Origin of the sequence: Citrobacter koseri ATCC BAA-895, assembly GCF_000018045.1 — a bacterium.
GTDB lineage: Bacteria > Pseudomonadota > Gammaproteobacteria > Enterobacterales > Enterobacteriaceae > Citrobacter_B > Citrobacter_B koseri.
This window is the reverse complement of record NC_009792.1, coordinates 3965754-3989512: the sequence shown is the minus strand read 5'-3', so window position 1 is coordinate 3989512 and position 23759 is coordinate 3965754. Positions and strand designations below refer to the sequence as shown.

Sequence of the window (23759 nt, the reverse complement as noted above, 5' to 3'; positions counted from 1 at the left end):
TCGGAGTAACTATGAAGACCAAAGTAGCTGCTATTTATGGTAAGCAGGATGTTCGCATCCGCGAGTTTGAATTGCCTGAAATTACAGATAATGAACTTTTAGTGAGTGTAATATCAGACAGCGTGTGTTTATCGACATGGAAAGCCGCCACGTTAGGTAGCGAGCATAAACGTGTGCCTGATGACTTAGAGAATCACCCGGTTATTACTGGTCATGAGTGCGCAGGTATTATTGTTGAGGTGGGGAAAAACCTGACCGATAAATATAAAAAGGGACAACGTTTTGTGTTGCAACCGGCGATGGGGTTGCCCAGCGGATATTCAGCGGGATATAGCTATGAATATTTTGGCGGCAATGCGACGTATATGATTATTCCTGAGCTGGCGATTAACCTCGGCTGTGTTTTACCGTATCACGGCTCTTATTTCGCGGCGGCGTCACTGGCAGAACCCATGTGCTGTATTATCGGCGCATACAATGCGAACTACCACACGACGCCTTATGTTTATGAGCACCGTATGGGGGTGAAACCCGGCGGTAATATTGCGCTTCTGGCGTGTGCCGGGCCGATGGGGATCGGCGCCATTGATTATGCCATCAACGGTGGTATCCAGCCTTCGCGAGTGGTGGTGGTCGATATTGATGAAGCCCGTCTGTCACAAGCGAAAAAACTGCTGCCGGTCGAGCTGGCGGCGGCGAAGGGGATTGAGCTTGTTTATGTGAATACCTGCGGCATGGAAAACCCGACGGCAAAACTGCGTGCGCTAACGGAAGATGCGGGTTTCGATGACGTTTTCGTTTATGCCGCCGTCCCGGCGGTGGTGGAAATGGCCGATACACTGCTGGCTGAAGACGGTTGTCTGAACTTTTTCGCGGGCCCAACGGATAAAGATTTTAAGGTTCCGTTTAACTTCTATAACGTGCATTACAACAGTACCCATGTTGTGGGAACGTCCGGCGGTTCGACCGATGACATGAAAGAGGCCATTGCGTTGAGCGCCACAGGGCAACTACAGCCTTCATTTATGGTAACGCACATTGGCGGGCTGGATGCCGTCCCGGAAACGGTGCTTAACCTGCCCAATATTCCGGGCGGGAAAAAACTCATTTATAACGGCGTGACCATGCCGCTGACCGCTATCGCCGATTTTGCCGAAAAAGGAAAAACCGACCCGTTATTCAAAGCGCTGGCGCGTCTGGTTGAAGAGACGCACGGCATCTGGAATGAAAACGCGGAGAGATATTTGCTGGCGCAGTTTGGCGTAGATATTGGGGAGGCGGCGGCATGATGTCTCTGGCGTGGCCGCTTTTTCGGATTACGGAACAGGCAGCGCTTGCTGCCTGGCCGCAAACCGGATGCGGCGATAAAAACAAAATCGATGGACTGGCGGTGACAGCCATGCGTCAGTCATTAAATGAAGTCGCCATGCGGGGCAAAATTGTTATCGGCGAAGGCGAAATCGACCATGCGCCGATGTTGTATATCGGTGAGGAGGTCGGAACCGGGACAGGGCCGAGCGTGGATATCGCCGTCGACCCGATTGAGGGAACGCGCATGGTGGCGATGGGGCAGAATAATGCGTTGTCCGTGATGGCGCTGGCGCCGCAGGGGAGCCTGCTGCATGCGCCTGACATGTATATGCGCAAACTGGTGGTTAACCGTCAGGCGAAGGGGGCGATTAACCTCGCGTTATCGCTGGAAGAGAACCTGCGTAATATTGCCGCTGCGCTGAATAAGCCGCTCACGTCGTTGCGTATGGCGACGCTGGATAAACCGCGCCATCAGGCGGTTATTCAGCAGGCCGCGCAGCTTGGCGTTAAGGTGTTTGCTTTGCCGGATGGTGATGTCGCCGCCAGCGTATTAACCTGCCAGCAACATCATCCGTTCGATGTGATGTACGCTATTGGCGGCGCGCCGGAAGGGGTGATATCAGCCTGCGCCGTGAAGGCGCTTGATGGTGATATGCAGGCTGAGTTGATTGACTTTTGTCAGGCGAAAGGTGAAACGGCGGAACACCGATTGATCGCGAACGATGAGTTACGTCGCTGTAAGCAAATGGGTGTCGCGGTGAACCGGGTTTATACGCTGGATGAACTCGTGGGAAGCCAGGATATTCTGTTTTCAGCAACGGGCGTAACGGGAGGCGATCTGTTACATGGCGTGCAGAAAACGGAAAATGGCGTCAGTACGCAAACATTACTGATCGGCGGCATCGATCGAACGTGTAATATAATAGACTCTCTGCATTGCTGGTGATTTATCGAGAAACGCATGACGACGTTGACAGAAGATGATGTACTTGAGCAACTGGACGCTCAGGATAATTTACTTTCGTTTATGGCAACCGCAAATGACATCCTGTTGCAGGCCATCAAAAATTTTCTGCCGTCATTATTCGTCAATAACGATGAAGAAATCGTCGAATATGCAGTGAAGCCGTTACTGGCTCAAAGCGGCCCGCTTGATGACATTGATGTGGCAATACGTTTGATTTATGCGTTGGGAAAAATGGATAAATGGCTGTATGCCGATGTGATTCACTTTTCTCAGTTTTATCAGTATTTACGTGAACAGCATGAAATCCCCCGTTTTTCTGATGATATCACCTGGGATTTTATGAGTAACGTCAATAGCATAACGACGAATGCTACACTCTACAATTCGTTGAAATCAATGAAGTTTGCAGATTTCGCCATCTATTCAGAAATACGTTTTGTCACCATGATCAAAACCGGGTTGGCTTTAGCGGTAACGACGATATTAAGGGAATTAACACCGTGAAAATATCGCTCCAGATTAATGGGCTGATGACCGACGCCTGGTATGATGACGATGAAGTAGAAAATGTCCATAAACCGCTGTTACGGCATCTGGCAACATTAAACGCGAAAACACCTGAGCGCCGCACCGTTATTTTTCTGAGCGCCCCGCCAGGAACAGGAAAGTCAACGCTCACCACCTTCTGGGAATATCTGTCGCGTAACGATCCAGAATTACCGACGATCCAGACGCTGCCGATGGATGGCTTCCATCATTATAATCGCTGGCTGGATGAGCATGAACTACGCGCCGCTAAAGGTGCGCCTGAAACCTTTAACGTTGAAAAACTGGCGAGTAATTTACGTCAGCTCCATGAGCAGAATGCAACCTGGCCTCAATATGATCGCCAACTGCATGACCCTGTCGAAAATGCCATTCAGGTGACGGCGCTTGTCGTTATTATTGAAGGAAACTGGCTGTTGTATAACGCGCCGTCCTGGCGCGAGCTACGGCAGTATTGCGATTATTCACTGTTTATCCGCGCGCCTGCCGATGTGCTACGCGGACGTTTAATCGCACGTAAACAGGCAGGAGGACTGAGCGAAGAGCAGGCGCAGATATTTTTTGACCGTACCGACGGGCCTAACGTTTGTCGGGTGCTGGAAAACAGCTTACCTGCGAGTCTTACGTTAGAGATGACGGCAAAGGGTGAGTATCGTCTTGCGCAGGCGTTGCCTGACGAGCCCCAGTAATGGCCCCGTTATGCAGACGAACCACCCTGGAAAAATGGCGCTGCGTAAAGGCGGCGTCATGACTGATCGCCACCACGCTGGTTCCCCGTTGTCGGCAAACCGCGAGCCAGTTTTCAAAGATTGCCAGCCAGTGGGCGTCAAAATCCCGGCTGGGTTCATCAAGCGTCAGAATTGCTGGTCTCATGACGTCAAGACTGGCAACAGCGACCATACGGCGTTGCGCCGTATGAAGATCTAACGGATGCATATCCGCGACCTCTTCCAGAGCGCATAATTTCAGCGCCGTAGCGGTGCGTTGCGCAATTTCGGTCGGCGGCAACTTTTGTAGCCGCAAGCCAAAAGCGACCTCTTCGGCGACATTACTGTGAAAAAGCTGGTTTTCCGCTTCCTGAAACAGCACGCCGAGAATCTGCGCGCGTTCGCGGTTTTTGCGTTGCGCAATCGGCGTTCCCTGAAGCAGCACGTCGCCGGATGACGGAGTGAGTAAGCCAGCCATGATGCGCAGAAGCGTCGATTTCCCCGCGCCGTTATCACCGGTCAGCGCCAGCCATTCCCCTGCGTTCAGCGTCAGTGAGATATCGTGAAGGCAGGGAGTAGCGGCGCCCGGCCAGCGAAAAGTCACCTGTTCTAGCGTCAGCATCGTAAAGATAATCCTTCGTTGTGCAACTGCCATGTGCGATCGCAATAGGCGAGAAAGGGGGCGGGGTCACGCTCAAAAAGAATGATTAACGCCTGTTGCGTATGCGCCCAGTCCTGTAAACGCGCCAGCAGCAGCGCCGTGGCCTGAGCCGTTAAACGGCTGAACGCTTCATCAAGAATCAACAGTTTCGGCTGCATAGCGAGTGCGCTGGCAATCACCACGCGCTGAGTTTCCCCGCCGGAAAGCGTACCCGGGTGGCGATGGCGCAATGGCTGGCATTCCGTCAGCGAGAGCGCGGCATCAACGCGACGCAGGATCTCCGCTTCTCTGAGCGCAAGGTTTTCCGGGCCGAACGCGATCTCTTCCTCTACGCTGAAGGTACAGCCGGAAAGTTGCAGCCAGGGCGACTGCTGGACAAGCTGGATGGTTTGCGCGTGTTCCGCCAGGGAGCGCTGCCCTATGGGCGTGCATAACAGTTCGCCTTTGCCGTCGATCGCGCCGGGAAGAAAATCGGGAAACCAGCCCGCCATTAACTGCGCCAGCGTACTTTTTCCGCTGCCGTTATTGCCAAAAATCGCCACGATACCGGGCGTGTCGTAATGAAAATCGAAGCACAGCGGGGCGCGCGTCGCATGTGTCGGGTGATAACGGAACTGCTCTAGCGTAACCATATCCACACTCCGGTTTCGACCAGCATCGCCAGTATCATGCTGTAGCGTGCGACCCGTTGCCGGGCGCTGTCCTCCGGCGCCCACAATGTGGTGCGACGGCGATGTAAACGAAACGCCCGCATATCCAATGCCGCGCCGCGAACCGCCAGATCGTTGAGCGCATTGTGCGTTAACGGAACGATAAGCGCAGGCATGGCGCGAAGTCGCTGATACCAACGTTCGTCCAGCGGCACGCCGCGGGCGCGCTGGGCTTCATGAATGATCGACAGCTGGCGTTTTAGCTGTTCGACAACCAGTAGTGGGCCGGCAAACAGGTAGGCGATGCCCGGCGGCAGGCGTGAGGCGAACAGGGCGCGAATAAACTGGCGAACCGGCACGTACTGCATCCACAACTGTGAGGTGGAGACTATCGCCAGAATCCGTAGCCAGAGCGTGACGGCGTGTTGCCAGCGTTGCGGATCGCGCGGCTGGCCGCTGATCCACTCGGTCAGCCAGCCTCCGTGTACCAGCCATAGGCCGAACCCCAGAGAAAACATCAGCCACGCGACATATTTCGCCCGCGGGCGCGTGGCGCTTATCCCCAGTAAACAGAGAAACGTCGCCGCGCTGTACAGCGTGAGCGCCATGCCGGCAGGAAGCAGCAGCGTGGTGCAGGCGGCCAGCGCCCAGAGCGTTAACGAGGTAAAAGGGTGCATTAGCGCACGGGCGACATCGTTGGGAAATGGCGCGTGGTGCGTAATGGCAACTGGCGCAACAGCACCCAGACGATAATCGCGGTCAGGATTTTATCGACCAGATTCGCCCCCAGGACGGTAATCGCAACGGACTCCACCAGGTTCTGACCGACAGAGTGCATCCAGGCGACAAACAGGTCGGCGCCGCTTCCGGTCACACCGCCAAACAGCGTGGTTCGCAGCGGCACGGCGACAACTGTGACCGCCAGCGTAATCACCACGCCGCTGGCCACCACTTTTGGCAGGGTGCGAAACCATCCGGCACGCGCCAGCCAACCGGCGACCAGACCAATCACCATCGCGACCGGCGCAAAGGCGGCGGCGATGGGATCGGTTAATAATCCCCAGAGTACGTTGGTGAGCAACCCGGTTAACATGCCGACAATCGGGCCGAGCAGGACGGCGCTGATCAACGTCCCGATGGAGTCGAGGAAAACCGGTAACTTCAACATGCTGATGAGCTGTCCGCCGATCATATTGATGGCGATAGCAATCACGATCAAAGCCAGGGACTGGCTGGAAAACTGGCGACGCGCCATAGAAAACCTCTTACTGAGTGAAACGTTAACGGGGTGAGATAACCAGTTCTTCATAACCGGAAACAGCGCAGGGCTGGCGGCTAAACGCCAGCGCGTTAAGCTCTCCGATGACTAGCTCAAGCGTGGTGCGAACGGTACAGCCTGCCATCATATGGCCGCCCAGCATTGCGCCTTTTGGGTCGGAAACAGAGAGATGAAGGTGTTCGCCAGTGAGTTCCAGCGTGCCGTTCAGGGAGATGACCTCATACGTTCCGGTGAGCAGGGTGGTTTCCTCTTGCCCGGCGAATCGCAGCGCGACGTCAGTCAGGCTGCCGGTACACCCGGCTATCCACGCGGCGCGCAGTTGGTGCTGTTGGACGAACGCGTGTAGTTGTGAAAAAACTTCCTGGCCGGGAAGCAGGCGCAGCGCATAAAAGCGTGCGGCAGATGAGGGAACTGGCGGCATTGTCATGGTTTGGGGACTCCGAGACTCGGACGTAGCGCTGATAATATAGACGCTGGCTCACGTACTTCCTGATATAAATCAGGATTTGTGATGCGGCAACGAAAAGATATTGCTACGCTTATTCGCCATTCTGGAATATGGAATAAATCGGGCGCTGAAGGGGGCGAAAGTGTGATGCAGGTCAGATAACTGGCTTCTTTGACTGGACAATCATTCCTTTTATTCCTCGTTTCGCTTATTCTAGCTGAAGCGTTTCAGTCGATTAAATGTTCGACAAATAATCAATCAGTCGCAGTTTGCGACAGGTAAGGTTTTCCTCGACGATTTGCTGGATTACTCTGTCAGCCTCATCTGAATCGGGATAGCCTTGCAGGAGACCTATGACCGTACGCGTAGCGATTAATGGCTTTGGTCGCATCGGGCGTAACGTGGTTCGTGCTTTGTATGAATCAGGACGCCGGGCGGAAATCAGCGTGGTGGCAATCAACGAACTTGCGGATGCTGCGGGCATGGCGCATTTGTTGAAATATGACACCAGCCATGGACGTTTTGCATGGGATGTTCGCCAGGAGCGCGAGCAGCTCATCGTCGGTGACGACACGATTCGCATTTTGCACGAGCGAACGCTGGATGCGCTGCCCTGGCGCGAACTGAGTATTGATGTCGTGCTGGATTGCACGGGCGTGTACGGTAATCGTGAACACGGCGAGGCGCATCTTGCCGCTGGCGCGAAAAAAGTGCTCTTTTCACATCCCGGCAGCCACGATCTTGACGCCACCGTCGTGTTTGGCGTGAACCAGGAGCAATTGCGTGCGGAACACCGCATCGTATCGAATGCGTCCTGTACCACGAATTGCATCATCCCCGTCATTAAATTGTTAGATGATGCATACGGCATTGAGTCGGGAACCGTCACGACGATCCACTCCGCTATGCACGATCAGCAGGTGATCGACGCGTACCATTCCGATCTGCGACGCACCCGCGCCGCCAGCCAGTCGATTATTCCGGTTGATACCAAACTGGCGGCGGGCATTACGCGAATTTTCCCGCAGTTCAACGACCGTTTTGAGGCGATTGCGGTACGCGTACCGACCATAAATGTGACGGCGATCGACTTAAGCGTGACGGTGAAAAAGCCGGTAAAAGCCAATGAAGTCAACCAGTTGCTGCAAAAAGCAGCACATGGGGCATTTCATGGTATAGTTGACTATACGGAATTGCCGTTGGTCTCGATAGATTTCAACCACGACCCGCATAGCGCCATCGTTGATGGCACCCAGACACGGGTCAGTGGCGCCCACCTGATCAAGACATTGGTCTGGTGCGATAATGAATGGGGCTTTGCTAACCGAATGCTCGACACGACGTTAGCGATGGCCGCAGTTGGTTTCAAGTAGGACATTTCATGCGCAAAATCCTTCAAAAGGATGAAGCGCATGACGTCTGCAAAACTTTATGAATCAATGAGAGGATTCACCATGTCTGTAATTAAGATGACCGATCTGGATCTTGCTGGTAAACGTGTTTTTATCCGTGCGGATCTGAACGTTCCAGTTAAAGAAGGGAAAGTAACCAGCGACGCGCGTATTCGTGCTTCCCTGCCGACCATCGAACTGGCCCTGAAACAGGGTGCGAAAGTGATGGTTACTTCCCACCTGGGTCGTCCTACCGAAGGCGAGTACAACGAAGAATTCTCTCTGCTGCCGGTTGTTAACTACCTGAAAGACAAACTGTCCAATCCGGTTCGCCTGGTAAAAGATTACCTGGACGGCGTTGAAGTGGCTGCCGGTGAACTGGTGGTTCTGGAAAACGTTCGCTTTAACAAAGGCGAGAAGAAAGACGACGAAGCCCTGTCTAAGAAATACGCTGCGCTGTGCGACGTATTCGTGATGGACGCTTTCGGTACTGCGCACCGCGCCCAGGCTTCTACCCACGGTATCGGTAAATTCGCCGACGTCGCTTGCGCAGGTCCGCTGCTGGCGGCAGAACTGGATGCGCTGGGTAAAGCGCTGAAAGAACCGGCTCGCCCGATGGTGGCTATCGTTGGCGGTTCTAAAGTGTCTACCAAACTGACCGTTCTGGACTCCCTGTCCAAAATCGCTGACCAGCTGATCGTTGGCGGCGGCATCGCAAACACCTTCGTTGCCGCTCAGGGCCACAATGTGGGCAAATCCCTGTACGAAGCTGACCTGGTTGACGAAGCGAAACGCCTGCTGACCACCTGCGATATCCCGGTTCCAACTGACGTACGCGTAGCAACCGAGTTCTCCGAAACCGCTACCGCGACCCTGAAATCTGTTAACGATATCAAAGACGACGAGCAGATTCTGGACCTGGGCGATACTTCCGCTGAGAAACTGGCTGACATCCTGAAGAATGCGAAAACCATTCTGTGGAACGGCCCGGTTGGCGTGTTCGAATTCCCGAACTTCCGTAAAGGCACCGAAATTGTTGCCAACGCGATCGCAGACAGCGAAGCTTTCTCCATCGCAGGCGGCGGCGACACTCTGGCGGCAATCGACCTGTTCGGCATTGCTGACAAAATCTCCTACATCTCCACTGGCGGCGGCGCATTCCTCGAATTCGTGGAAGGCAAAGTGCTGCCAGCAGTAGCAATGCTCGAAGAGCGCGCTAAGAAGTAATCGTTACGGGCAGGGATTCCTGCCCGTTGATTTATTGCCGTGCTGACATTCAGGGCGGCCCGTGTTTTTTCTAAGGCCCGACGATACAGGACAACGAAACATGTCTAAAATTTTTGATTTCGTAAAACCAGGCGTAATTACTGGTGATGACGTACAGAAAGTGTTCCAGGTAGCAAAAGAAAACAACTTTGCTCTGCCAGCAGTTAACTGCGTGGGCACCGATTCCATCAACGCCGTTCTGGAAACCGCTGCTAAAGTTAAAGCGCCGGTCATCGTCCAGTTCTCCAACGGTGGCGCTTCCTTTATCGCGGGTAAAGGCGTGAAAACCGACGTTCCTCAGGGCTCGGCAATCCTGGGCGCTATCTCTGGCGCGCATCACGTTCACCAGATGGCTGAACACTACGGTGTTCCGGTAATTCTGCACACCGACCACTGCGCGAAGAAACTGCTGCCGTGGATCGACGGTCTGCTGGACGCGGGTGAAAAACATTTCGCTGCGACCGGTAAGCCGCTGTTCTCTTCTCACATGATCGACCTGTCTGAAGAGTCTCTGGAAGAGAACATCGAAATCTGCTCCAAATACCTGGCGCGCATGGCCAAAATGGGCATGACTCTGGAAATCGAACTGGGTTGCACCGGTGGTGAAGAAGACGGCGTGGACAACAGCCACATGGACGCTTCTGCACTGTACACCCAGCCGGAAGACGTTGATTACGCGTACACTGAGCTGAGCAAAATCAGCCCGCGTTTCACCATCGCGGCTTCCTTCGGTAACGTACACGGTGTTTACAAACCGGGTAACGTGGTTCTGACCCCGACCATCCTGCGCGACTCTCAGGAATATGTTTCTAAGAAACACAACCTGCCGCACAACAGCCTGAACTTCGTATTCCACGGTGGTTCCGGTTCTACCGCTCAGGAAATCAAAGACTCCGTAAGCTACGGCGTAATCAAAATGAACATCGATACCGATACCCAATGGGCGACCTGGGAAGGTGTTCTGAAGTATTACAAAGATAACGAAGCGTATCTTCAGGGTCAGCTGGGCAACCCGAAAGGCGAAGATCAGCCGAACAAGAAATACTACGATCCGCGCGTATGGCTGCGTGCTGGCCAGACTTCCATGATCGCGCGTCTGGAACAGGCTTTCAAAGAACTGAACGCGATTGACGTTCTGTAATTCAGCCTGCTGATTGTAAAAATGGCTTCCTTCGGGAAGCCATTTTTTTTGCCGGATGGCGACGCGAAAGCGTCTTATCCGGCCTACGGGAAGCATGGTTGCCAATCGTAGTCGCCATCCGGCAAAAAGAGGTTTACCGCGTCACGCAGGTGCCTTTTTCCCCCGCCAGAATCTGTGGCGCATCTTTTAGCGCGCCGATAAACGCAGTGTTCCCGGTCTGCTTAACAAACTGCATCACCGCTGCGGCTTTGGGGCCCATCGCACCATCGGGGGCGGCAAACGGCGCCAGTTCTTCTACCGTTGCATGGCGTAGCGCGCGCGCCTGTGGCGTTCCCCAGTTCTCATACACAGCGTCCGCATCCGTCAGGATCAACAGATGATCGGCGTGGAGAGACTGCGCCAGCACCGAGGCCGTTAAATCTTTATCAATGACCGCTTCGACTCCCTGATATCCCTCGTCTTGTGCGATAACCGGAATGCCGCCGCCACCGCAGCAAATTACCGTATGTCCGGCATCTATCAACGTTTGTATTGCGTCACTGTCGAGAATTTTTAATGGCGTTGGAGAGGGAACAACCCGACGAATATAGTTGCCATCGGCTTTCATCAGCCAGCCGTAGCGTGCTTCCAGCTCCGCCTGCTGCGCTGGTTGATATACCGGGCCGATATACTTACCGGGCGTTGCAAAGGCGTCATCCCGCGGATCGACCGCCACGCGGGTCATCAGCGTTGTGACGGGCGCGCCGCCGGTACATGACGCCAGTTCCTGAGCGATAGCAAAACCGATCATTCCCTGGCTTTCGGCGACCAGAATATCCAGCGGCCAGGCGGGGGAGTCTGTACAGGCCGCATTCTGTAACGCCAGCAGACCCACCTGCGGGCCGTTGCCGTGAACAATCACCAGTTGATAATCCCGGGCCAGTACGGATGCCATTCTGGCGAATACCTGAATGCTACGCTGCTGATTTTCCGCGCTAAGAATTTCTCCGCGCTGTAATAACGCATTGCCGCCAAGGGCAATGACGATTTTCTTTTTCATGATGACCTCATTGTGCGAAATATCTCGCGGTAAAAATATCGTTTTGTTATTTTCATAATGTGATGTAACCGACAGCTCATTTACCCACAAAAATATCTCGCTAATCCTTAGCGTTTTTATCTCTTTTATTTAAATTGTTTTAAAAATGATTATTAGACTTTTTTTAATAATGCAGTGGTCAGTTCCCAGGAATTTATAACAATGGATTTTGTGTGATTTTGTTCAAATGAAATGGATTTTTCCCTCGATAAGGTAGCCTCAGTTAAAACATCAAACCTCACGTATCATGTCAGATAGCATGAGGTGTTCAGCGGTAAATATTACCGGGAGATTGCTTATGTCTGGATCATATGAAGTGACTGAGGTCACGAATAAAAGAGGAATACCGGCCTGGTGGGTCACCGTTTTCCTGTTCTGGTTAGGGTGGATTTTTATGTACGCTGACCGCACGATACTCAATCCGGTAATGGGAGAGCTGGAAAAAGAATTTGGCTTAAGTGGTACGCAATTAGGTATTCTTAATTCAGTTTTCTATTTTTCTTATGCTTTGCTTCAGGTTCCGGCAGGCATTCTGGGCGATAAGATTGGCAAAAAGAAAGTGCTGGTGCCGGGGTTTATTCTTTTTGGCGTATTCACCGCCGTCACAGGTTGGGCGAAAAGCTGGTATACGCTGCTGTTTGCCCGCGTGGTAACGGGAGCGGGAGAAGGGACTTACTATGGCCCGCAGTATGGCTTGTCTTCCGAGCAGATCCCCAAAAAATACCGTTCGCTGGGCAGCGCCATCATCAATAGCGGGATGGCCTTCGGTATTGCGCTGGGCCTGATGACCTCCAGTTGGCTGGTGTACGACCAGGGGTATTCGTGGCGTATGCCATTTTACGCGATGGCGATCCCCTCCGTGCTGGTTGGGATTGCGATCTGGTTGTTTGTGAAAGAGAAGAAGCGCACGGCCGAAGCCGATGGCAAACCGGTAAAAAAAGGGAATTTCAGCGACCTTCTGAAAAACCGTAATTTAATTATCACCTATATTATGGTGTTCTGTAGCCTGTTTGGTTTCTTCGTTATTCTGACCTGGCTTCCCTATTATCTGCAAAGTGAACGTGGCATCGCGGGCAGTGAAACCGGATTTATTTCTTCGCTGGTGGCGTGGATTTCAATTCCTGGCGCGCTGTTATTCTCCAGCTTGTCTGACAAACTGGGTAAGCGTAAACCATTAATTATGTTCCTGGTGCCCGTTGCCATTCTCAGCATGCTGTCAATTATCTGGATGCCAAATATGACCGGTGTCATTATCGCTCTGTGCGTTTATGGCCTTGTCGGGAAACTGGCGCTGGACCCGGTACTGGTCGCTCTGGTGGCGGATAGCGTCGATGAAAATAATTACAGCACGGCATTTGGTTTATTTAATTTCATCGGCATGAGTTCATCCATTCTGGCACCCATTATTGCAGGCGCAGCGCGTGATATCACCGGAAGTCTGGCTTCCAGTTTCTATGTTTCAGCCGCGCTGCTGGCTGTCGGTTTATTCGCCATGTTGTTTTTAAAAGAAAAACGCACATAAAGAGGTAGCGGTAATGATTTACGCCTTTATTAAAAAGGGAAGTTTTCAGGACTCCGTCAGCCTGATGATTATTTCCCGAAAACTCAGTGAACGCCCGGAAGTTGATCAGGTCTCGGTGATGATGGGCACGCCAGCGAATAAGTCGATGCTGGATTCAACCGGGTTCTGGCATGACGATTTTGCCGATGCCACGCCAAACGATATTTGCGTGGCGGTGCGAACCGAAGGCGAACAGCCCGGCATTCTGGATTTGATTCGTGAGCAACTGGAGAAAGAACTGAATGCGATGACGAATGCCTCGGGCAGCTCGCACCAGTTGACTAAAGCGCGCCGCTGGGAGAGCGCATGTCAAAAATTACCCCAGGCCAATCTGCTGTTAGTTTCCGTTGCCGGGGAATATGCCGCATCGGTTGCCAGAGAGGGGCTGCTGGCGAATAAAAACGTGATGCTGTTTTCCGATAACGTGCCGCTGGAACAGGAGGTCGAGCTGAAAACAATGGCGCGCGAGCGGGGGCTGATTGTGATGGGGCCTGACTGCGGCACGGCGATGATTGCCGGAAGTCCGCTGGCGTTTGCCAACGTACTGCCTGAAGGCGGGATTGGCGTAATTGGCGCATCGGGGACGGGGATTCAGGAAGTGACGTCGCAGATTGCGCTGCATCAGCAGGGAATCAGCCATGCGATAGGTCTGGGCGGGCGCGACCTGAGCGCGGAAGTGGGCGGCATCAGCGCGCTGACCGCGCTCGACATGCTGGCCGCGGATGACGCCACGCGGGTGATTGCTTTTGTCTCCAAACCGCCGTCGCCGCAGGTGCGAACCCGCATCATCGCGGCCATGCAAAACGTGGGGAAACCGGTGGTCGCGTTGTTCCTCGGGCGTCAACCGGAACAGCGCCGTGAAGGTAACGTCTGGCTGGCGAACTCCTTGTCGGATGCCGCCCAACTGGCGGTGCTGCTGATGCGCGTGGCGCAACAGCGACGGATTCAGCCGGAAGTGGCAGGGAAAGGTATTTATGGCCTGTACGCCGGGGGCACGCTGGCAGCCGAAGCCGCCATGCTGCTCTCCGCCGGGCTGGGCGTCCCCGTCAGCGAAAGCCACGACCAGGGCGTGATGCTGGAGGCTGGCGGCCATCGCATTGTCGACCTCGGTGATGACAGTTACACCCTGGGCAGACCCCATCCGATGATTGATCCAACTACCCGCAGTATTGAAATTGAAAAACTGACCGCAATGCCGACAGTGGGCGTGCTGCTGTTGGATGTGGTGCTGGGCTATGGCGCCTGTGCCGACCCGGCGGGAGCGGTCGTCGAGACGATAGAGCAAGTGCGCGCCAAACGCGCCGCGCCGCTGGTGGTGATTGCCACCCTGACCGGTACTGATGTCGACCCGCAGGGGCGCAGCGGGCAGGCGGAAAAACTTCGCGAGGCCGGGATTGCGGTGGTGGAAACGCTGGAAGAAGCCGTCCTGCTCGCCATCAGTCTTACACGCCATCAGGAGCGCGGCATACCGCAAGCACATAGCGCGCTTCTTGATGGCGTGCAGGTCATCAACGCCGGGTTGCGCAGCTTCGCGCTGGATCTGCAAAGCAGCGGTACGCCGGTTGTGCATTATCAGTGGGCGCCCGTTGCCGGTGGCAACGCCCGTCTCGCCAGTCTACTCAAACAGTTACATTAAGTTCAGAGGTACGGATATGTATTCATCTATTGCACAGGCCAACGAAGCCATTATTGAACGAATCAAAGCCGCGCGCCCACATTGGGTTGCGGTACGCCCGGCGAAAGACGCGGTGGCCGAATTAGCGTCTGGACGTAAATTACTGCACGCCGGCCCGCCGATCGCCTGGGAAGAGATGACCGGCCCGATGCGCGGCGCCTGTATCGGCGCGTCGCTGTTTGAAGGCTGGGCGGCCAGTGAGGAAGAGGCCGTACGCATGCTGGAACAAGGTGAGGTGGCGTTTATGCCTTGTCATCATGTGGGCGCAGTGGGGCCGATGGGCGGTATCACCTCCGCCAGTATGCCGGTGCTGGTGGTACGTGACGTGGTGCATGGCAACTTGTCCTGCTGCAACCTTAATGAAGGGATCGGCAAAGTGATGCGTTTCGGCGCTTACGGCGATGACGTCCAGAAACGCCTGCGCTGGATGCGTGATGTGCTGGCGCCGGTGTTGCAGGAAGCGCTCTCGCGGATGGAAAACGGCGTCGATCTGACGGCGCTGATGGCGCAGGCTATCACCATGGGGGATGAGTTCCACCAGCGTAATATTGCCGCCTCTTCTTTGCTGCTGCGCACGTTGTCGCCGGTGATCGCCGGACTGGATCGTCCGAAGGCTGAAATCATTGACGTGCTGCAATTCCTCAGTGTCACCGACCAGTTCTTCCTCAACCTGGCGATGGCTTACAGTAAAGCGGTGATGGATGCGGCGGCGGAAATTAAAGCCGGATCGGTCGTTACGGCCATGACGCGTAACGGTCGCGACTTTGGTATTCGCGTAAGCGGCACCGGCGACCGTTGGTTTACCGCGCCGGTGAATACGCCGCAGGGGCTGTTTTTTACCGGTTACAGCCAGGCCGATGCGAACCCGGATATTGGCGACAGCGCCATCACGGAAACACTGGGGATCGGCGGCGCGGCAATGATTGCCGCGCCTGGCGTAACGCGTTTTGTCGGCGCAGGCGGTATGGGGGCGGCGCTGGAAACGTCGGAAGAGATGGCCGAAATCTATCTGTCCAGCAATCCGCTGTTCCAGATTCCGTCCTGGGATTTCAGGGGAGCCTGCCTGGGGCTGGATATTCGCCGCGTTGTTGAAACGGGGATCACGCCGCTGATTAATACCGGTATTGCCCATCGTGAAGCGGGAATTGGGCAGGTGGGGGCGGGAACCGTACGCGCTCCGCTGCTTTGCTTTGAAAAAGCGCTGGAAGCGCTGGCGGAGTTGCATCACATCACGGCGTAATCGCTTTGCCCGGTGGCGCTACGCTTACCGGGCCTACGGTCTGGCAATGCTGTAAAGGCGTTTACGCCGCCATCCGGCATACTGGAGTGTACCGATGAGCATTATCAATCCCCTGGCCTGTGCCGGACTTTATCGACTTCCCGATGGTGAGTGGTCGTTACACAGCCGCTTCTCGCAGGCGACTAACTTTTGCCATTCCGGTGGCGAGCTATTGACGCTGTTTCGCTATGGGAAAGGAATGGGGCCGACGGGCGTGTTACTGAGCACCGCGCAGTTTTCCCGCGTGTCCCATGTTGAACGACTTATCAAACAGGGGAACACCCTGTGGGGGCAGGGCATAATGCTTGACCCTCGTCGCATACTTCGTGTGTCGCTGAGTTCTGCTGCTGTCGCTCCTGTCGATCTCTCATTCTGTACGCAACGCAGCGGCTTCTCCGGGGCGTTAAATCAACCGCTGACAGCTATGCCGTATTATCCTGAAATAATTAAGCAGCTTGCATGCTGGCATCATGGCATGATGCCGGACTGGCGCTGGCTTATCGGGTGTGGGCCAGGACTGACGCCCAGCGGCGATGATATGCTGACGGGTATGCTTGCCGTGCTGTATGTCGCCGGGTTTTCTGCGCGGCTGGGGCATTTCTTACCTCCGGCGGATCGGCTTGCGCAACTTACAACATCGGTAAGTTGCAGTTATCTGAACAGCGCCAGAATGGGGGAGTTTTCAATACCGGTGCTGAAGGTGATGCGCCGTTTACAGTCAGGGCGCGACCCGCAGCCCGCGATTCAGCGTTTGCTCGCGGTTGGACACACTTCAGGCGCCGATACATTACTGGGGATAGCAATAGCGCAACGGTGGTTACAGATGGTCGACTCAAGGGGAAGGCATGCTCGATCAGGAAACAATACGCACATTTATTCGGGTTGCGGAGACGGAGAGCTTTTCCCGCGCGGCCAGTTCGCTACATAAAACGCCAGCGGCGATCAGCTATCGCATAAAAACGCTGGAGGAGCAGGTGGGAACGCAGCTCTTTTTACGCACGACCCGATCGGTCAGCCTGACTCTTGCCGGGCAGCACCTGCTTGAGCATTGCCGCCAGTGGCTTAACTGGCTGGATGCAATGCCGGACGAGCTTCAGCAGATCAACGCAGGCGTTGAGCGGCAGGTGAATATCGTTATCAATAACCTGCTGTATCAGCCGCAGACCACGGCGGACTTACTGACGTGGTTACATCAACAGTTTCCGTTTACCCGTTTTCAAATTTCCCGTCAGGTCTACATGGGCGTGTGGGATTCGCTTTTGTATGACGACTTTCAGTTAGCGATTGGCGTAACGGGCTCGGAGTCGCTCTCCAATAACATCTCTCTGCTGCCGCTGGGGGATGTCAGTTGGCAGTTTGTGGTGGCGCAGAGTCATCCTTTGGCGAGCCATCCTGCGCCGGTATTGTCTGACGATATGCTGCGCCGTTACCCCGCCATTAATATTGAAGATACTTCGCGAACGCTGACGCGCCGTGTTGCCTGGTTGCTGAGCGGACAAAAAGAGATCAAGGTTCCAGATCTCAGCACCAAGCTGGCCTGCCATTTAAGCGGCCTCGGCGTCGGTTTTTTACCGGAGCGATTGTGCCGTCCGTATGTCGAGTCCGGGGCGCTGGTTGCCCGCTCAGTGGTCAATCCACGCCAGCCTTCGCCGCTTTCTATCGCATGGAAGAATGCGGGCAGCGGAAAAGTGGTGAGTGAAATCGCCGACGTCTTTAAGCAGAAGAGTGCATTAGTGAGCGGATTTCTCAGAAGGGTCGATCGACCTGCGGAGTATTAACGCTGCGCGTTTCCTTGATGGGAGCATGTTGAAAAATGGCATATTCGACTGTTTTTGTTTACCTTTAAAAGGTCGTTTTCGTGAGAATGATCTCATTTGCGTTTTTTTGATATGACCAAGGAATATTGAATGGAAGATTTGAATGTTGTCGACAGCATAAATGGTGCGGGCACCTGGCTGGTGCGCAATCAGGAGCTGTTGCTGAGTTATGCGGTTAACATCGTTGCGGCTATCGCTATCATCATCATCGGGATGATCGTGGCGCGTATTGTTTCCAATACCGTTAATCGCCTGATGCTGGCGCGCCATATTGATGCGACCGTGGCTGACTTCCTGTCTGCGCTGGTGCGTTACGGCATTATTGCCTTTACGCTGATTGCCGCGCTGGGGCGTGTTGGCGTACAAACGGCTTCCGTTATCGCTGTGTTGGGTGCCGCCGGTTTAGCGGTCGGTCTGGCCTTACAAGGTTCTTTGTCTAATCTCGCGGCAGGCGTACTGCTGGTGATGTTCCGTCCTTTCCGCGCGGGAGAATATGTCGATCTCGGCGGCGTCGCGGGTACGGTACTGAACGTACAAATTTTTTCGACCACCATGCGTACCGTGGACGGCAAAATTGTGGTGATCCCGAATGGCAAGATTATTGCCGGAAATATCATTAACTTTTCCCGCGAACCGGTGCGTCGTAACGAATTTATCATTGGCGTGGCGTATGACTCTGATATCGACCAGGTGAAAAAAATCCTGACCGATATTATCCAGTCTGACGAGCGTATTCTGAAAGACCGTGAAATGACGGTGCGCCTGAATGAGCTGGGCGCCTCCTCCATTAATTTCGTGGTGCGCGCATGGAGTAAAAGCGGCGATCTGCAAAATGTTTACTGGGATGTGCTGGAACGCATTAAACGTGAGTTCGATGCCGCAGGCATCAGCTTCCCGTATCCGCAGATGGACGTGAATTTCAAACGAGTGAAAGAGAACGCGGAATAAGCCGTTTCGCCCGGTGGCGCTGTCGCTTACCGGGCCTACAGGTTGTTTTGTAGGCCGGATAAGGCGTTAGCCGCCATCCGGCATTTCCTTCCCCCTTTATTAATTCCCCTAATCTGCGATTAAAATTATCAATTTCCGCTAATGATTCTCTCGCGCTATAGTCTGCGCTTAAGAGAAACAGTTCGGAATAATTATCGTGATATCTTATTATTTTCAAGGTTTTGCGCTTGGCGCGGCCATGATCCTGCCGCTCGGCCCGCAGAATGCGTTTGTGATGAATCAGGGGATTCGTCGGCAGTATCACATCATGATTGCGCTGCTTTGCGCGATCAGCGATTTAGTGCTTATCTGCGCAGGCATCTTTGGCGGCAGCGCATTGCTCATGCAGTCTCCCTGGCTGATGGCGTTAGTGACCTGGGGCGGTGTGGCGTTTTTATTGTGGTACGGCTTTGGCGCGTTAAAAACGGCAATGAGCAGCAACCTGGAACTGGCCAGCGCCGAGGTGATGAAGCAGGGGCGCTGGAAAATCATCGCCACGATGCTGGCGGTGACGTGGCTGAATCCGCACGTTTATCTGGATACCTTCGTGGTGCTGGGTAGCCTGGGCGGGCAACTGGAGATGGAGCCGAAGCGTTGGTTCGCTTTGGGAACCGTCAGCGCCTCTTTCTTGTGGTTCTTCGGTCTGGCGCTGCTGGCCGCCTGGCTGGCACCGCGACTGCGTACCGCCAAAGCCCAGCGTATCATCAATACTCTGGTAGGGCTGGTGATGTGGTTTATCGCTTTTCAACTGGCAAAAGAAGGGGTTGCACACGTTCACGCATTGTTCAACTAAGCGTTGTCTGATGGACAACGCGCAGATACCCGCTAAGCTTGCCTGCATGCGCCCTGAGTTTCAGGGCGATTAACGTAACATGGAGGAGCGACAGTGAAGTTCAAAGTGATGGCCCTTGCGGCATTAGTCGGATTTAGCGCAATCCCGGTACAGGCAAATGAGTTGCCGAATGGACCGCACATCGTGACTTCCGGGACGGCAAGCGTGGATGCGACGCCTGACATCGCCACCCTGGCGATTGAAGTCAACGTGTCGGCAAAGGATGCCGCTTCCGCCAAGAAACAGGCCGATGAGCGTGTTGCGCAATACCTTTCTTTCCTTGAACAAAATCAGATTGCCAAGAAAGACATCAGCTCTGCAAACCTGCGCACTCAGCCGGACTATGACTACCAGAATGGTAAAAGTGTGCTGAAAGGCTACCGCGCGGTGCGAACCGTTGAAGTTACGCTGCGCCAGCTGGACAAACTCAACTCTCTGCTGGATGGCGCGCTGAAAGCGGGTCTGAATGAGATCCGGTCGGTGTCATTAGGCGTTGCGCAACCGGATGCCTATAAAGATAAAGCGCGTAAAGCGGCGATTGATGACGCGGTTCACCAGGCTGAGCAACTGGCTGCGGGCTTTAACAGTAAGCTGGGGCCGGTTTATAGCGTGCGTTACCACGTTTCTAATTATCAGCCGAGCCCGGTGGTGCGAATGATGAAAGCGGACGCGGCGCCTGCGGTGTCGGCCCAGGAAACCTATGAGCAGCCGACAATTCAGTTTGCTGATCAGGTCGATGTGGTGTTCCAGTTAGAACCAGCAGCAGAGACGAAAGCACAGTAAGCGTTGTTGAAACGCCTTATCCGGCCTACAAACCATCGTAGGCCCGGCAAGCGCAGCGTCCCGGGCAAATTGCCGGATGGCGGCGTAAACGCCTTATCCGGCCTACAAAATAACCTGTAGGCCTGATAAGCGTAGCGTCATCAGGCACGGCGCGTTAATCCTGCCTTAAAACCTTATGCCCATACTCCAGCAGCGCGTCAGTCACGTTGCGCATCATACGGCTTTCCGGCGCAAAACGGTGCCAGTAGAGCATCCGACGCTGGAACAGGCCAGGCGTTAAATCGATCAGCTCACCGCTCTCCAGCTCTTTCTCGATCTGCAAATGCGGGATCATACAGCAGGTGGTGCCCTGACGCGCGAGCTGTACGAAGGCTTCGGAAGAGTTAACGATATGGCACGGCACGCTGCCCGGCGGTAAATCGAAGTTCTGCTGTAAAAAGGCCTGGTGCATGTCGTCCAGATGGTCAAACGCCACTGCGGGCGCTTTCAGCAGCGCAGAACGGGTGACGCCGTTGGGGAAGTAGCGCTCGGCGAAGGGTTTTGATCCCACGAACAGATAGTCGAGCGCACCAAGTTTGTCTACCAGGCAGCTTGGCAGCGCCTGGTGCTGAATACTCACCGCGCCAACCACTTCGCCGCGACGCAGACGTTCCTGGGTGCGGGTTTCATCTTCCACCTGCAAATTGAGGCGAATAGGCGAGTCGGCCAGAACCGGCGCCAGCGCCGGAAGCAGCCAGGTCGCCAGACTGTCGGCGTTGACCGCCAGCGACAGCAGCAGCGGCGTGGAGCCGGTTTGCTCATCGCCAAGCCACTCATCTTCCAGTAGCTCTACCTGACGCAGCAGCGCCAGCAATTTTTGCCCTTGTTCGGTAGGACGCGGCGGAACGGTTCGTACCAGCAGCGGTTGCCCAAACATATTCTCAAGCTGTTTTATGCGTTGTGAGACAGCGGATTGTGTGATGCACAACTTCTGTGCGGCGCGTTCAAATCCCCGTTCACGAATCACCGCATCCAGCGCTTGTAGTGTTCTGTAGTCTGGACGTTTCATTGCTCTGAGGTACTCCTGAAATTTTTCTTATCCCGCACTATGACATAAATTTCACTCAGGTACAGACGAAATCCGCCGCTTGCGAGCGGGGTCGGAGGGATTTTTTCGCACAATGATCTATAATGCGCCTGAATTTTCACACCACAGGCGAAACGATCATGACGCAGGATGAACTGAAAAAAGCAGTAGGATGGGCGGCACTTCAGTATGTACAGCCCGGCACCATTGTGGGCGTAGGTACCGGTTCAACAGCCGCGCACTTTATTGATGCGCTGGGCACAATGAAAGGTCAGATTGAAGGGGCGGTGTCCAGCTCGGATGCATCTACTGAAAAACTCAAGAGCCTCGGCATTACCGTTTTCGATCTGAATGAAGTGGACAGCCTGGGCGTCTATGTTGATGGCGCGGATGAGATCAACGGCCACATGCAGATGATTAAAGGCGGCGGCGCGGCGCTGACGCGTGAGAAAATCATTGCTTCGGTGGCGAAGAAATTCATCTGCATCGCGGATGCCTCCAAAGAGGTCGATATTCTGGGTAAATTCCCGCTGCCGGTGGAAGTGATCCCGATGGCGCGCAGCGCTGTCGCACGCCAGTTAGTGAAGCTGGGCGGTCGTCCTGAGTACCGTCAGGGCGTAGTCACTGATAACGGCAATGTTATCCTCGACGTATACGGCATGGAAATTCTTGATCCGATCGCGATGGAAAACGCGATTAACGCCATTCCGGGCGTCGTGACCGTCGGCCTGTTCGCCAACCGTGGCGCGGATGTGGCGCTGATTGGTACGGCAGACGGCGTAAAAACTATCGTAAAATGATCTGGCGAGGGTGATTCATCCCGCGTTAAAAAAATTTGGCAGGGCAAATTTGGTGACTTGTGTCACGTTTTGGATGTTGCCCTGCCGATCTCTCCAAAGAAAATCTTATCCCCAGCATTTTCCTCTGCCATTTCACGCTGAATGATATTTCTTCAGAGTGGCGACGCAAACGTTCATATTGCCGCAATAGTTTTTTTTGATATGTTGAAAGGCGGATACAAATCCACATACAACACATCAGTTTCGATAAAAAGACAGGGTCGGGGAAATGGCAAAGGTATCACTGGAGAAAGACAAGATTAAATTTCTGCTGGTTGAAGGTGTGCACCAAAAGGCACTCGAAAACCTTCGCGTGGCAGGTTATACCAACATCGAATTTCACAAAGGCGCTCTGGATACTGAGCAGTTGAAAGAGTCCATCCGTGATGCCCATTTCATTGGCCTGCGATCCCGAACCCATCTGACCGAAGATGTGATTGACGCCGCAGAGAAACTGGTGGCGATTGGATGTTTCTGCATCGGCACCAACCAGGTTGATCTGAACGCAGCGGCAAAACGCGGAATCCCCGTGTTTAACGCGCCGTTCTCCAACACGCGTTCTGTTGCGGAACTGGTGATTGGCGAGCTGCTGCTACTGCTTCGCGGCGTGCCGGAAGCGAACGCGAAAGCGCACCGTGGCGTGTGGAACAAACTGGCGGCCGGTTCGTTTGAAGCGCGCGGCAAAAAGCTGGGGATCATCGGTTACGGCCACATTGGCACGCAGTTGGGCATTCTGGCGGAATCGCTGGGCATGCACGTCTTCTTCTACGATATTGAAAATAAACTGCCGCTGGGCAACGCGACCCAGGTACAGCATCTTTCCGATCTGCTGAACATGAGCGACGTTGTGAGCCTGCATGTGCCGGAAAACGCCTCCACCAAAAACATGATGGGCGCGACGGAAATCGCACTGATGAAACCGGGCGCGCTGCTGATCAACGCGTCTCGCGGTACAGTGGTGGACATCCCGGCGCTGTGCGATGCGCTGGCGAGCAAACACCTGGCGGGCGCAGCTATCGACGTGTTCCCGACGGAACCTGCGACCAACAGCGATCCGTTTACTTCTCCGCTATGTGAATTCGACAATGTGCTTCTGACGCCGCATATCGGCGGTTCTACCCAGGAAGCGCAGGAGAACATCGGCCTTGAAGTGGCAGGCAAACTGACGAAGTATTCTGATAACGGCTCTACGCTGTCTGCGGTGAACTTCCCGGAAGTCTCCCTGCCGCTGCACGGCGGTCGTCGTCTGATGCACATCCATGAAAATCGTCCAGGCGTGCTGACCGCGCTTAACCAGATTTTTGCCGAGCAGGGCGTTAACATCGCCGCGCAGTATCTGCAAACGTCTGCCCAGGTCGGTTACGTGGTGATTGATATCGAAGCGGATGAAGATGTGGCGGAGAAAGCCCTGCTGGCGATGAAAGCGCTACCGGGTACGATTCGCGCTCGTCTGCTGTACTAATTTGTATACTGTG

General features: G+C 54.4%; 24 protein-coding genes. 17 read left to right on the top strand and 7 right to left on the bottom strand.

Annotated elements, in window-relative coordinates:
- Positions 1-11: 11 nt before the first annotated feature.
- Genes CKO_RS18365 through CKO_RS18350 form a run of 4 tightly spaced genes read left to right on the top strand, consistent with a single transcriptional unit; the run spans position 12 to position 3513 of the window.
- Positions 12-1289: a zinc-binding dehydrogenase gene (locus tag CKO_RS18365; RefSeq protein WP_012135046.1), complete on the top strand. Its 1278-nt coding sequence runs from the start codon at positions 12-14 to the stop codon at positions 1287-1289.
- On the top strand, positions 1286-2257 hold the full coding sequence (gene glpX, locus CKO_RS18360) for a class II fructose-bisphosphatase (RefSeq protein ID WP_012135045.1): 972 nt from the start codon (positions 1286-1288) through the stop codon (positions 2255-2257). Before CKO_RS18365 ends, glpX begins: the two co-directional genes overlap by 4 nt.
- 15 nt (positions 2258-2272) lie before the next feature.
- Positions 2273-2782, top strand: a complete 510-nt coding sequence (locus CKO_RS18355; protein WP_012135044.1) for an MltR family transcriptional regulator — start codon at positions 2273-2275, stop codon at positions 2780-2782.
- On the top strand, positions 2779-3513 hold the full coding sequence (locus CKO_RS18350) for a nucleoside/nucleotide kinase family protein (protein WP_012135043.1): 735 nt from the start codon (positions 2779-2781) through the stop codon (positions 3511-3513). The genes CKO_RS18355 and CKO_RS18350 overlap by 4 nt, the downstream gene beginning before the upstream one ends.
- Here CKO_RS18350 and CKO_RS18345 read toward each other — a convergent pair.
- Genes CKO_RS18345 through CKO_RS18325 form a run of 5 tightly spaced genes read right to left on the bottom strand, consistent with a single transcriptional unit; the run spans position 3446 to position 6548 of the window.
- A complete protein-coding gene (locus tag CKO_RS18345; protein ID WP_012135042.1) occupies positions 3446-4153 on the bottom strand; it encodes an ABC transporter ATP-binding protein in 708 nt (235 codons plus the stop codon). The two genes, CKO_RS18350 and CKO_RS18345, sit on opposite strands and share 68 nt — an antisense overlap.
- The gene (locus tag CKO_RS18340; protein ID WP_012135041.1) at positions 4147-4824 is read right to left on the bottom strand and encodes an energy-coupling factor ABC transporter ATP-binding protein; all 678 of its coding nucleotides are present in this window, start codon (positions 4822-4824) and stop codon (positions 4147-4149) included. The genes CKO_RS18345 and CKO_RS18340 overlap by 7 nt, the downstream gene beginning before the upstream one ends.
- Positions 4812-5519, bottom strand: coding sequence for an energy-coupling factor transporter transmembrane component T (locus CKO_RS18335; protein WP_012135040.1), 708 nt, complete (start codon positions 5517-5519; stop codon positions 4812-4814). The genes CKO_RS18340 and CKO_RS18335 overlap by 13 nt, the downstream gene beginning before the upstream one ends.
- Positions 5519-6097 carry an ECF transporter S component gene (locus tag CKO_RS18330; protein ID WP_012135039.1) on the bottom strand — a complete coding sequence of 193 codons (579 nt, stop codon included), beginning with the start codon at positions 6095-6097 and terminating at the stop codon, positions 5519-5521. The genes CKO_RS18335 and CKO_RS18330 overlap by 1 nt, the downstream gene beginning before the upstream one ends.
- A 25-nt stretch (positions 6098-6122) precedes the next feature.
- A complete protein-coding gene (locus CKO_RS18325; RefSeq protein WP_012135038.1) occupies positions 6123-6548 on the bottom strand; it encodes a PPC domain-containing DNA-binding protein in 426 nt (141 codons plus the stop codon).
- Between the two features lie 374 nt (positions 6549-6922).
- Between CKO_RS18325 and epd the strand changes: the two genes are divergently transcribed.
- From epd to fbaA, 3 genes are all read left to right on the top strand, one after another.
- Positions 6923-7942 carry an erythrose-4-phosphate dehydrogenase gene (epd, locus tag CKO_RS18320; protein ID WP_012135037.1) on the top strand — a complete coding sequence of 340 codons (1020 nt, stop codon included), beginning with the start codon at positions 6923-6925 and terminating at the stop codon, positions 7940-7942.
- A gap of 81 nt (positions 7943-8023) precedes the next feature.
- Positions 8024-9187 carry a phosphoglycerate kinase gene (pgk, locus tag CKO_RS18315; protein ID WP_024130932.1) on the top strand — a complete coding sequence of 388 codons (1164 nt, stop codon included), beginning with the start codon at positions 8024-8026 and terminating at the stop codon, positions 9185-9187.
- Positions 9188-9287: 100 nt separating this feature from the next.
- Positions 9288-10367 carry a class II fructose-bisphosphate aldolase gene (gene fbaA, locus CKO_RS18310; protein WP_012135034.1) on the top strand — a complete coding sequence of 360 codons (1080 nt, stop codon included), beginning with the start codon at positions 9288-9290 and terminating at the stop codon, positions 10365-10367.
- Positions 10368-10500: 133 nt separating this feature from the next.
- Here the strand turns inward: fbaA and CKO_RS18305 are convergent, their stop codons facing one another.
- Positions 10501-11406 carry a carbamate kinase gene (locus CKO_RS18305; RefSeq protein ID WP_012135033.1) on the bottom strand — a complete coding sequence of 302 codons (906 nt, stop codon included), beginning with the start codon at positions 11404-11406 and terminating at the stop codon, positions 10501-10503.
- A 337-nt stretch (positions 11407-11743) separates the two neighbouring features.
- On the opposite strand from CKO_RS18305, the gene CKO_RS18300 reads away from it, so the two are divergent.
- From CKO_RS18300 to CKO_RS18270, 8 genes are all read left to right on the top strand, one after another.
- Positions 11744-12967 (top strand): MFS transporter, encoded by a 1224-nt coding sequence (locus CKO_RS18300; RefSeq protein WP_012135031.1) that lies wholly within the window; start codon positions 11744-11746, stop codon positions 12965-12967.
- 13 nt (positions 12968-12980) lie between these two features.
- Positions 12981-14642: an acyl-CoA synthetase FdrA gene (locus tag CKO_RS18295; protein ID WP_012135030.1), complete on the top strand. Its 1662-nt coding sequence runs from the start codon at positions 12981-12983 to the stop codon at positions 14640-14642.
- Between the two features lie 16 nt (positions 14643-14658).
- Positions 14659-15921 (top strand): YlbE family protein, encoded by a 1263-nt coding sequence (locus tag CKO_RS18290; RefSeq protein WP_012135029.1) that lies wholly within the window; start codon positions 14659-14661, stop codon positions 15919-15921.
- A 94-nt stretch (positions 15922-16015) separates the two neighbouring features.
- Positions 16016-16888 (top strand): oxamate carbamoyltransferase subunit AllH family protein, encoded by an 873-nt coding sequence (locus CKO_RS22760; protein ID WP_024130931.1) that lies wholly within the window; start codon positions 16016-16018, stop codon positions 16886-16888.
- Positions 16806-17738 (top strand): HTH-type transcriptional activator AllS, encoded by a 933-nt coding sequence (gene allS, locus CKO_RS18285; protein WP_012135026.1) that lies wholly within the window; start codon positions 16806-16808, stop codon positions 17736-17738. The genes CKO_RS22760 and allS overlap by 83 nt, the downstream gene beginning before the upstream one ends.
- Before the next feature lie 129 nt (positions 17739-17867).
- Positions 17868-18725, top strand: a complete 858-nt coding sequence (locus CKO_RS18280; protein ID WP_012135025.1) for a small-conductance mechanosensitive channel MscS — start codon at positions 17868-17870, stop codon at positions 18723-18725.
- Between the two features lie 196 nt (positions 18726-18921).
- On the top strand, positions 18922-19557 hold the full coding sequence (argO, locus tag CKO_RS18275; RefSeq protein ID WP_024130930.1) for an arginine exporter ArgO: 636 nt from the start codon (positions 18922-18924) through the stop codon (positions 19555-19557).
- Between the two features lie 93 nt (positions 19558-19650).
- Positions 19651-20379, top strand: coding sequence for an oxidative stress defense protein (locus CKO_RS18270; RefSeq protein WP_012135022.1), 729 nt, complete (start codon positions 19651-19653; stop codon positions 20377-20379).
- A gap of 154 nt (positions 20380-20533) precedes the next feature.
- On the opposite strand, the gene argP is transcribed toward CKO_RS18270, so the two are convergent.
- Positions 20534-21427, bottom strand: a complete 894-nt coding sequence (gene argP, locus CKO_RS18265) for a DNA-binding transcriptional regulator ArgP (protein ID WP_012135021.1) — start codon at positions 21425-21427, stop codon at positions 20534-20536.
- 158 nt (positions 21428-21585) lie between these two features.
- Here argP and rpiA point away from each other — a divergent pair, with 158 nt between their 5' ends.
- The gene (gene rpiA, locus CKO_RS18260; RefSeq protein WP_024130929.1) at positions 21586-22245 is read left to right on the top strand and encodes a ribose-5-phosphate isomerase RpiA; all 660 of its coding nucleotides are present in this window, start codon (positions 21586-21588) and stop codon (positions 22243-22245) included.
- A 268-nt stretch (positions 22246-22513) separates the two neighbouring features.
- On the top strand, positions 22514-23746 hold the full coding sequence (serA, locus tag CKO_RS18255) for a phosphoglycerate dehydrogenase (protein ID WP_012135018.1): 1233 nt from the start codon (positions 22514-22516) through the stop codon (positions 23744-23746).
- Positions 23747-23759 lie beyond the last annotated feature (13 nt).

What these genes read in the sequence shown, in the direction of transcription:
- CKO_RS18365 (WP_012135046.1), top strand. Translation starts at nt 12, where the DNA reads ATGAAGACCAAAGTAGCTGCTATTTATGGTAAGCAGGATGTTCGCATC.
- glpX (WP_012135045.1), top strand. Translation starts at nt 1,286, where the DNA reads ATGATGTCTCTGGCGTGGCCGCTTTTTCGGATTACGGAACAGGCAGCG.
- CKO_RS18355 (WP_012135044.1), top strand. Translation starts at nt 2,273, where the DNA reads ATGACGACGTTGACAGAAGATGATGTACTTGAGCAACTGGACGCTCAG.
- CKO_RS18345 (WP_012135042.1), bottom strand. Translation starts at nt 4,153, where the DNA reads ATGCTGACGCTAGAACAGGTGACTTTTCGCTGGCCGGGCGCCGCTACT.
- CKO_RS18340 (WP_012135041.1), bottom strand. Translation starts at nt 4,824, where the DNA reads ATGGTTACGCTAGAGCAGTTCCGTTATCACCCGACACATGCGACGCGC.
- CKO_RS18335 (WP_012135040.1), bottom strand. Translation starts at nt 5,519, where the DNA reads ATGCACCCTTTTACCTCGTTAACGCTCTGGGCGCTGGCCGCCTGCACC.
- CKO_RS18330 (WP_012135039.1), bottom strand. Translation starts at nt 6,097, where the DNA reads ATGGCGCGTCGCCAGTTTTCCAGCCAGTCCCTGGCTTTGATCGTGATT.
- CKO_RS18325 (WP_012135038.1), bottom strand. Translation starts at nt 6,548, where the DNA reads ATGACAATGCCGCCAGTTCCCTCATCTGCCGCACGCTTTTATGCGCTG.
- epd (WP_012135037.1), top strand. Translation starts at nt 6,923, where the DNA reads ATGACCGTACGCGTAGCGATTAATGGCTTTGGTCGCATCGGGCGTAAC.
- pgk (WP_024130932.1), top strand. Translation starts at nt 8,024, where the DNA reads ATGTCTGTAATTAAGATGACCGATCTGGATCTTGCTGGTAAACGTGTT.
- fbaA (WP_012135034.1), top strand. Translation starts at nt 9,288, where the DNA reads ATGTCTAAAATTTTTGATTTCGTAAAACCAGGCGTAATTACTGGTGAT.
- CKO_RS18305 (WP_012135033.1), bottom strand. Translation starts at nt 11,406, where the DNA reads ATGAAAAAGAAAATCGTCATTGCCCTTGGCGGCAATGCGTTATTACAG.
- CKO_RS18300 (WP_012135031.1), top strand. Translation starts at nt 11,744, where the DNA reads ATGTCTGGATCATATGAAGTGACTGAGGTCACGAATAAAAGAGGAATA.
- CKO_RS18295 (WP_012135030.1), top strand. Translation starts at nt 12,981, where the DNA reads ATGATTTACGCCTTTATTAAAAAGGGAAGTTTTCAGGACTCCGTCAGC.
- CKO_RS18290 (WP_012135029.1), top strand. Translation starts at nt 14,659, where the DNA reads ATGTATTCATCTATTGCACAGGCCAACGAAGCCATTATTGAACGAATC.
- CKO_RS22760 (WP_024130931.1), top strand. Translation starts at nt 16,016, where the DNA reads ATGAGCATTATCAATCCCCTGGCCTGTGCCGGACTTTATCGACTTCCC.
- allS (WP_012135026.1), top strand. Translation starts at nt 16,806, where the DNA reads ATGCTCGATCAGGAAACAATACGCACATTTATTCGGGTTGCGGAGACG.
- CKO_RS18280 (WP_012135025.1), top strand. Translation starts at nt 17,868, where the DNA reads ATGGAAGATTTGAATGTTGTCGACAGCATAAATGGTGCGGGCACCTGG.
- argP (WP_012135021.1), bottom strand. Translation starts at nt 21,427, where the DNA reads ATGAAACGTCCAGACTACAGAACACTACAAGCGCTGGATGCGGTGATT.
- rpiA (WP_024130929.1), top strand. Translation starts at nt 21,586, where the DNA reads ATGACGCAGGATGAACTGAAAAAAGCAGTAGGATGGGCGGCACTTCAG.
- serA (WP_012135018.1), top strand. Translation starts at nt 22,514, where the DNA reads ATGGCAAAGGTATCACTGGAGAAAGACAAGATTAAATTTCTGCTGGTT.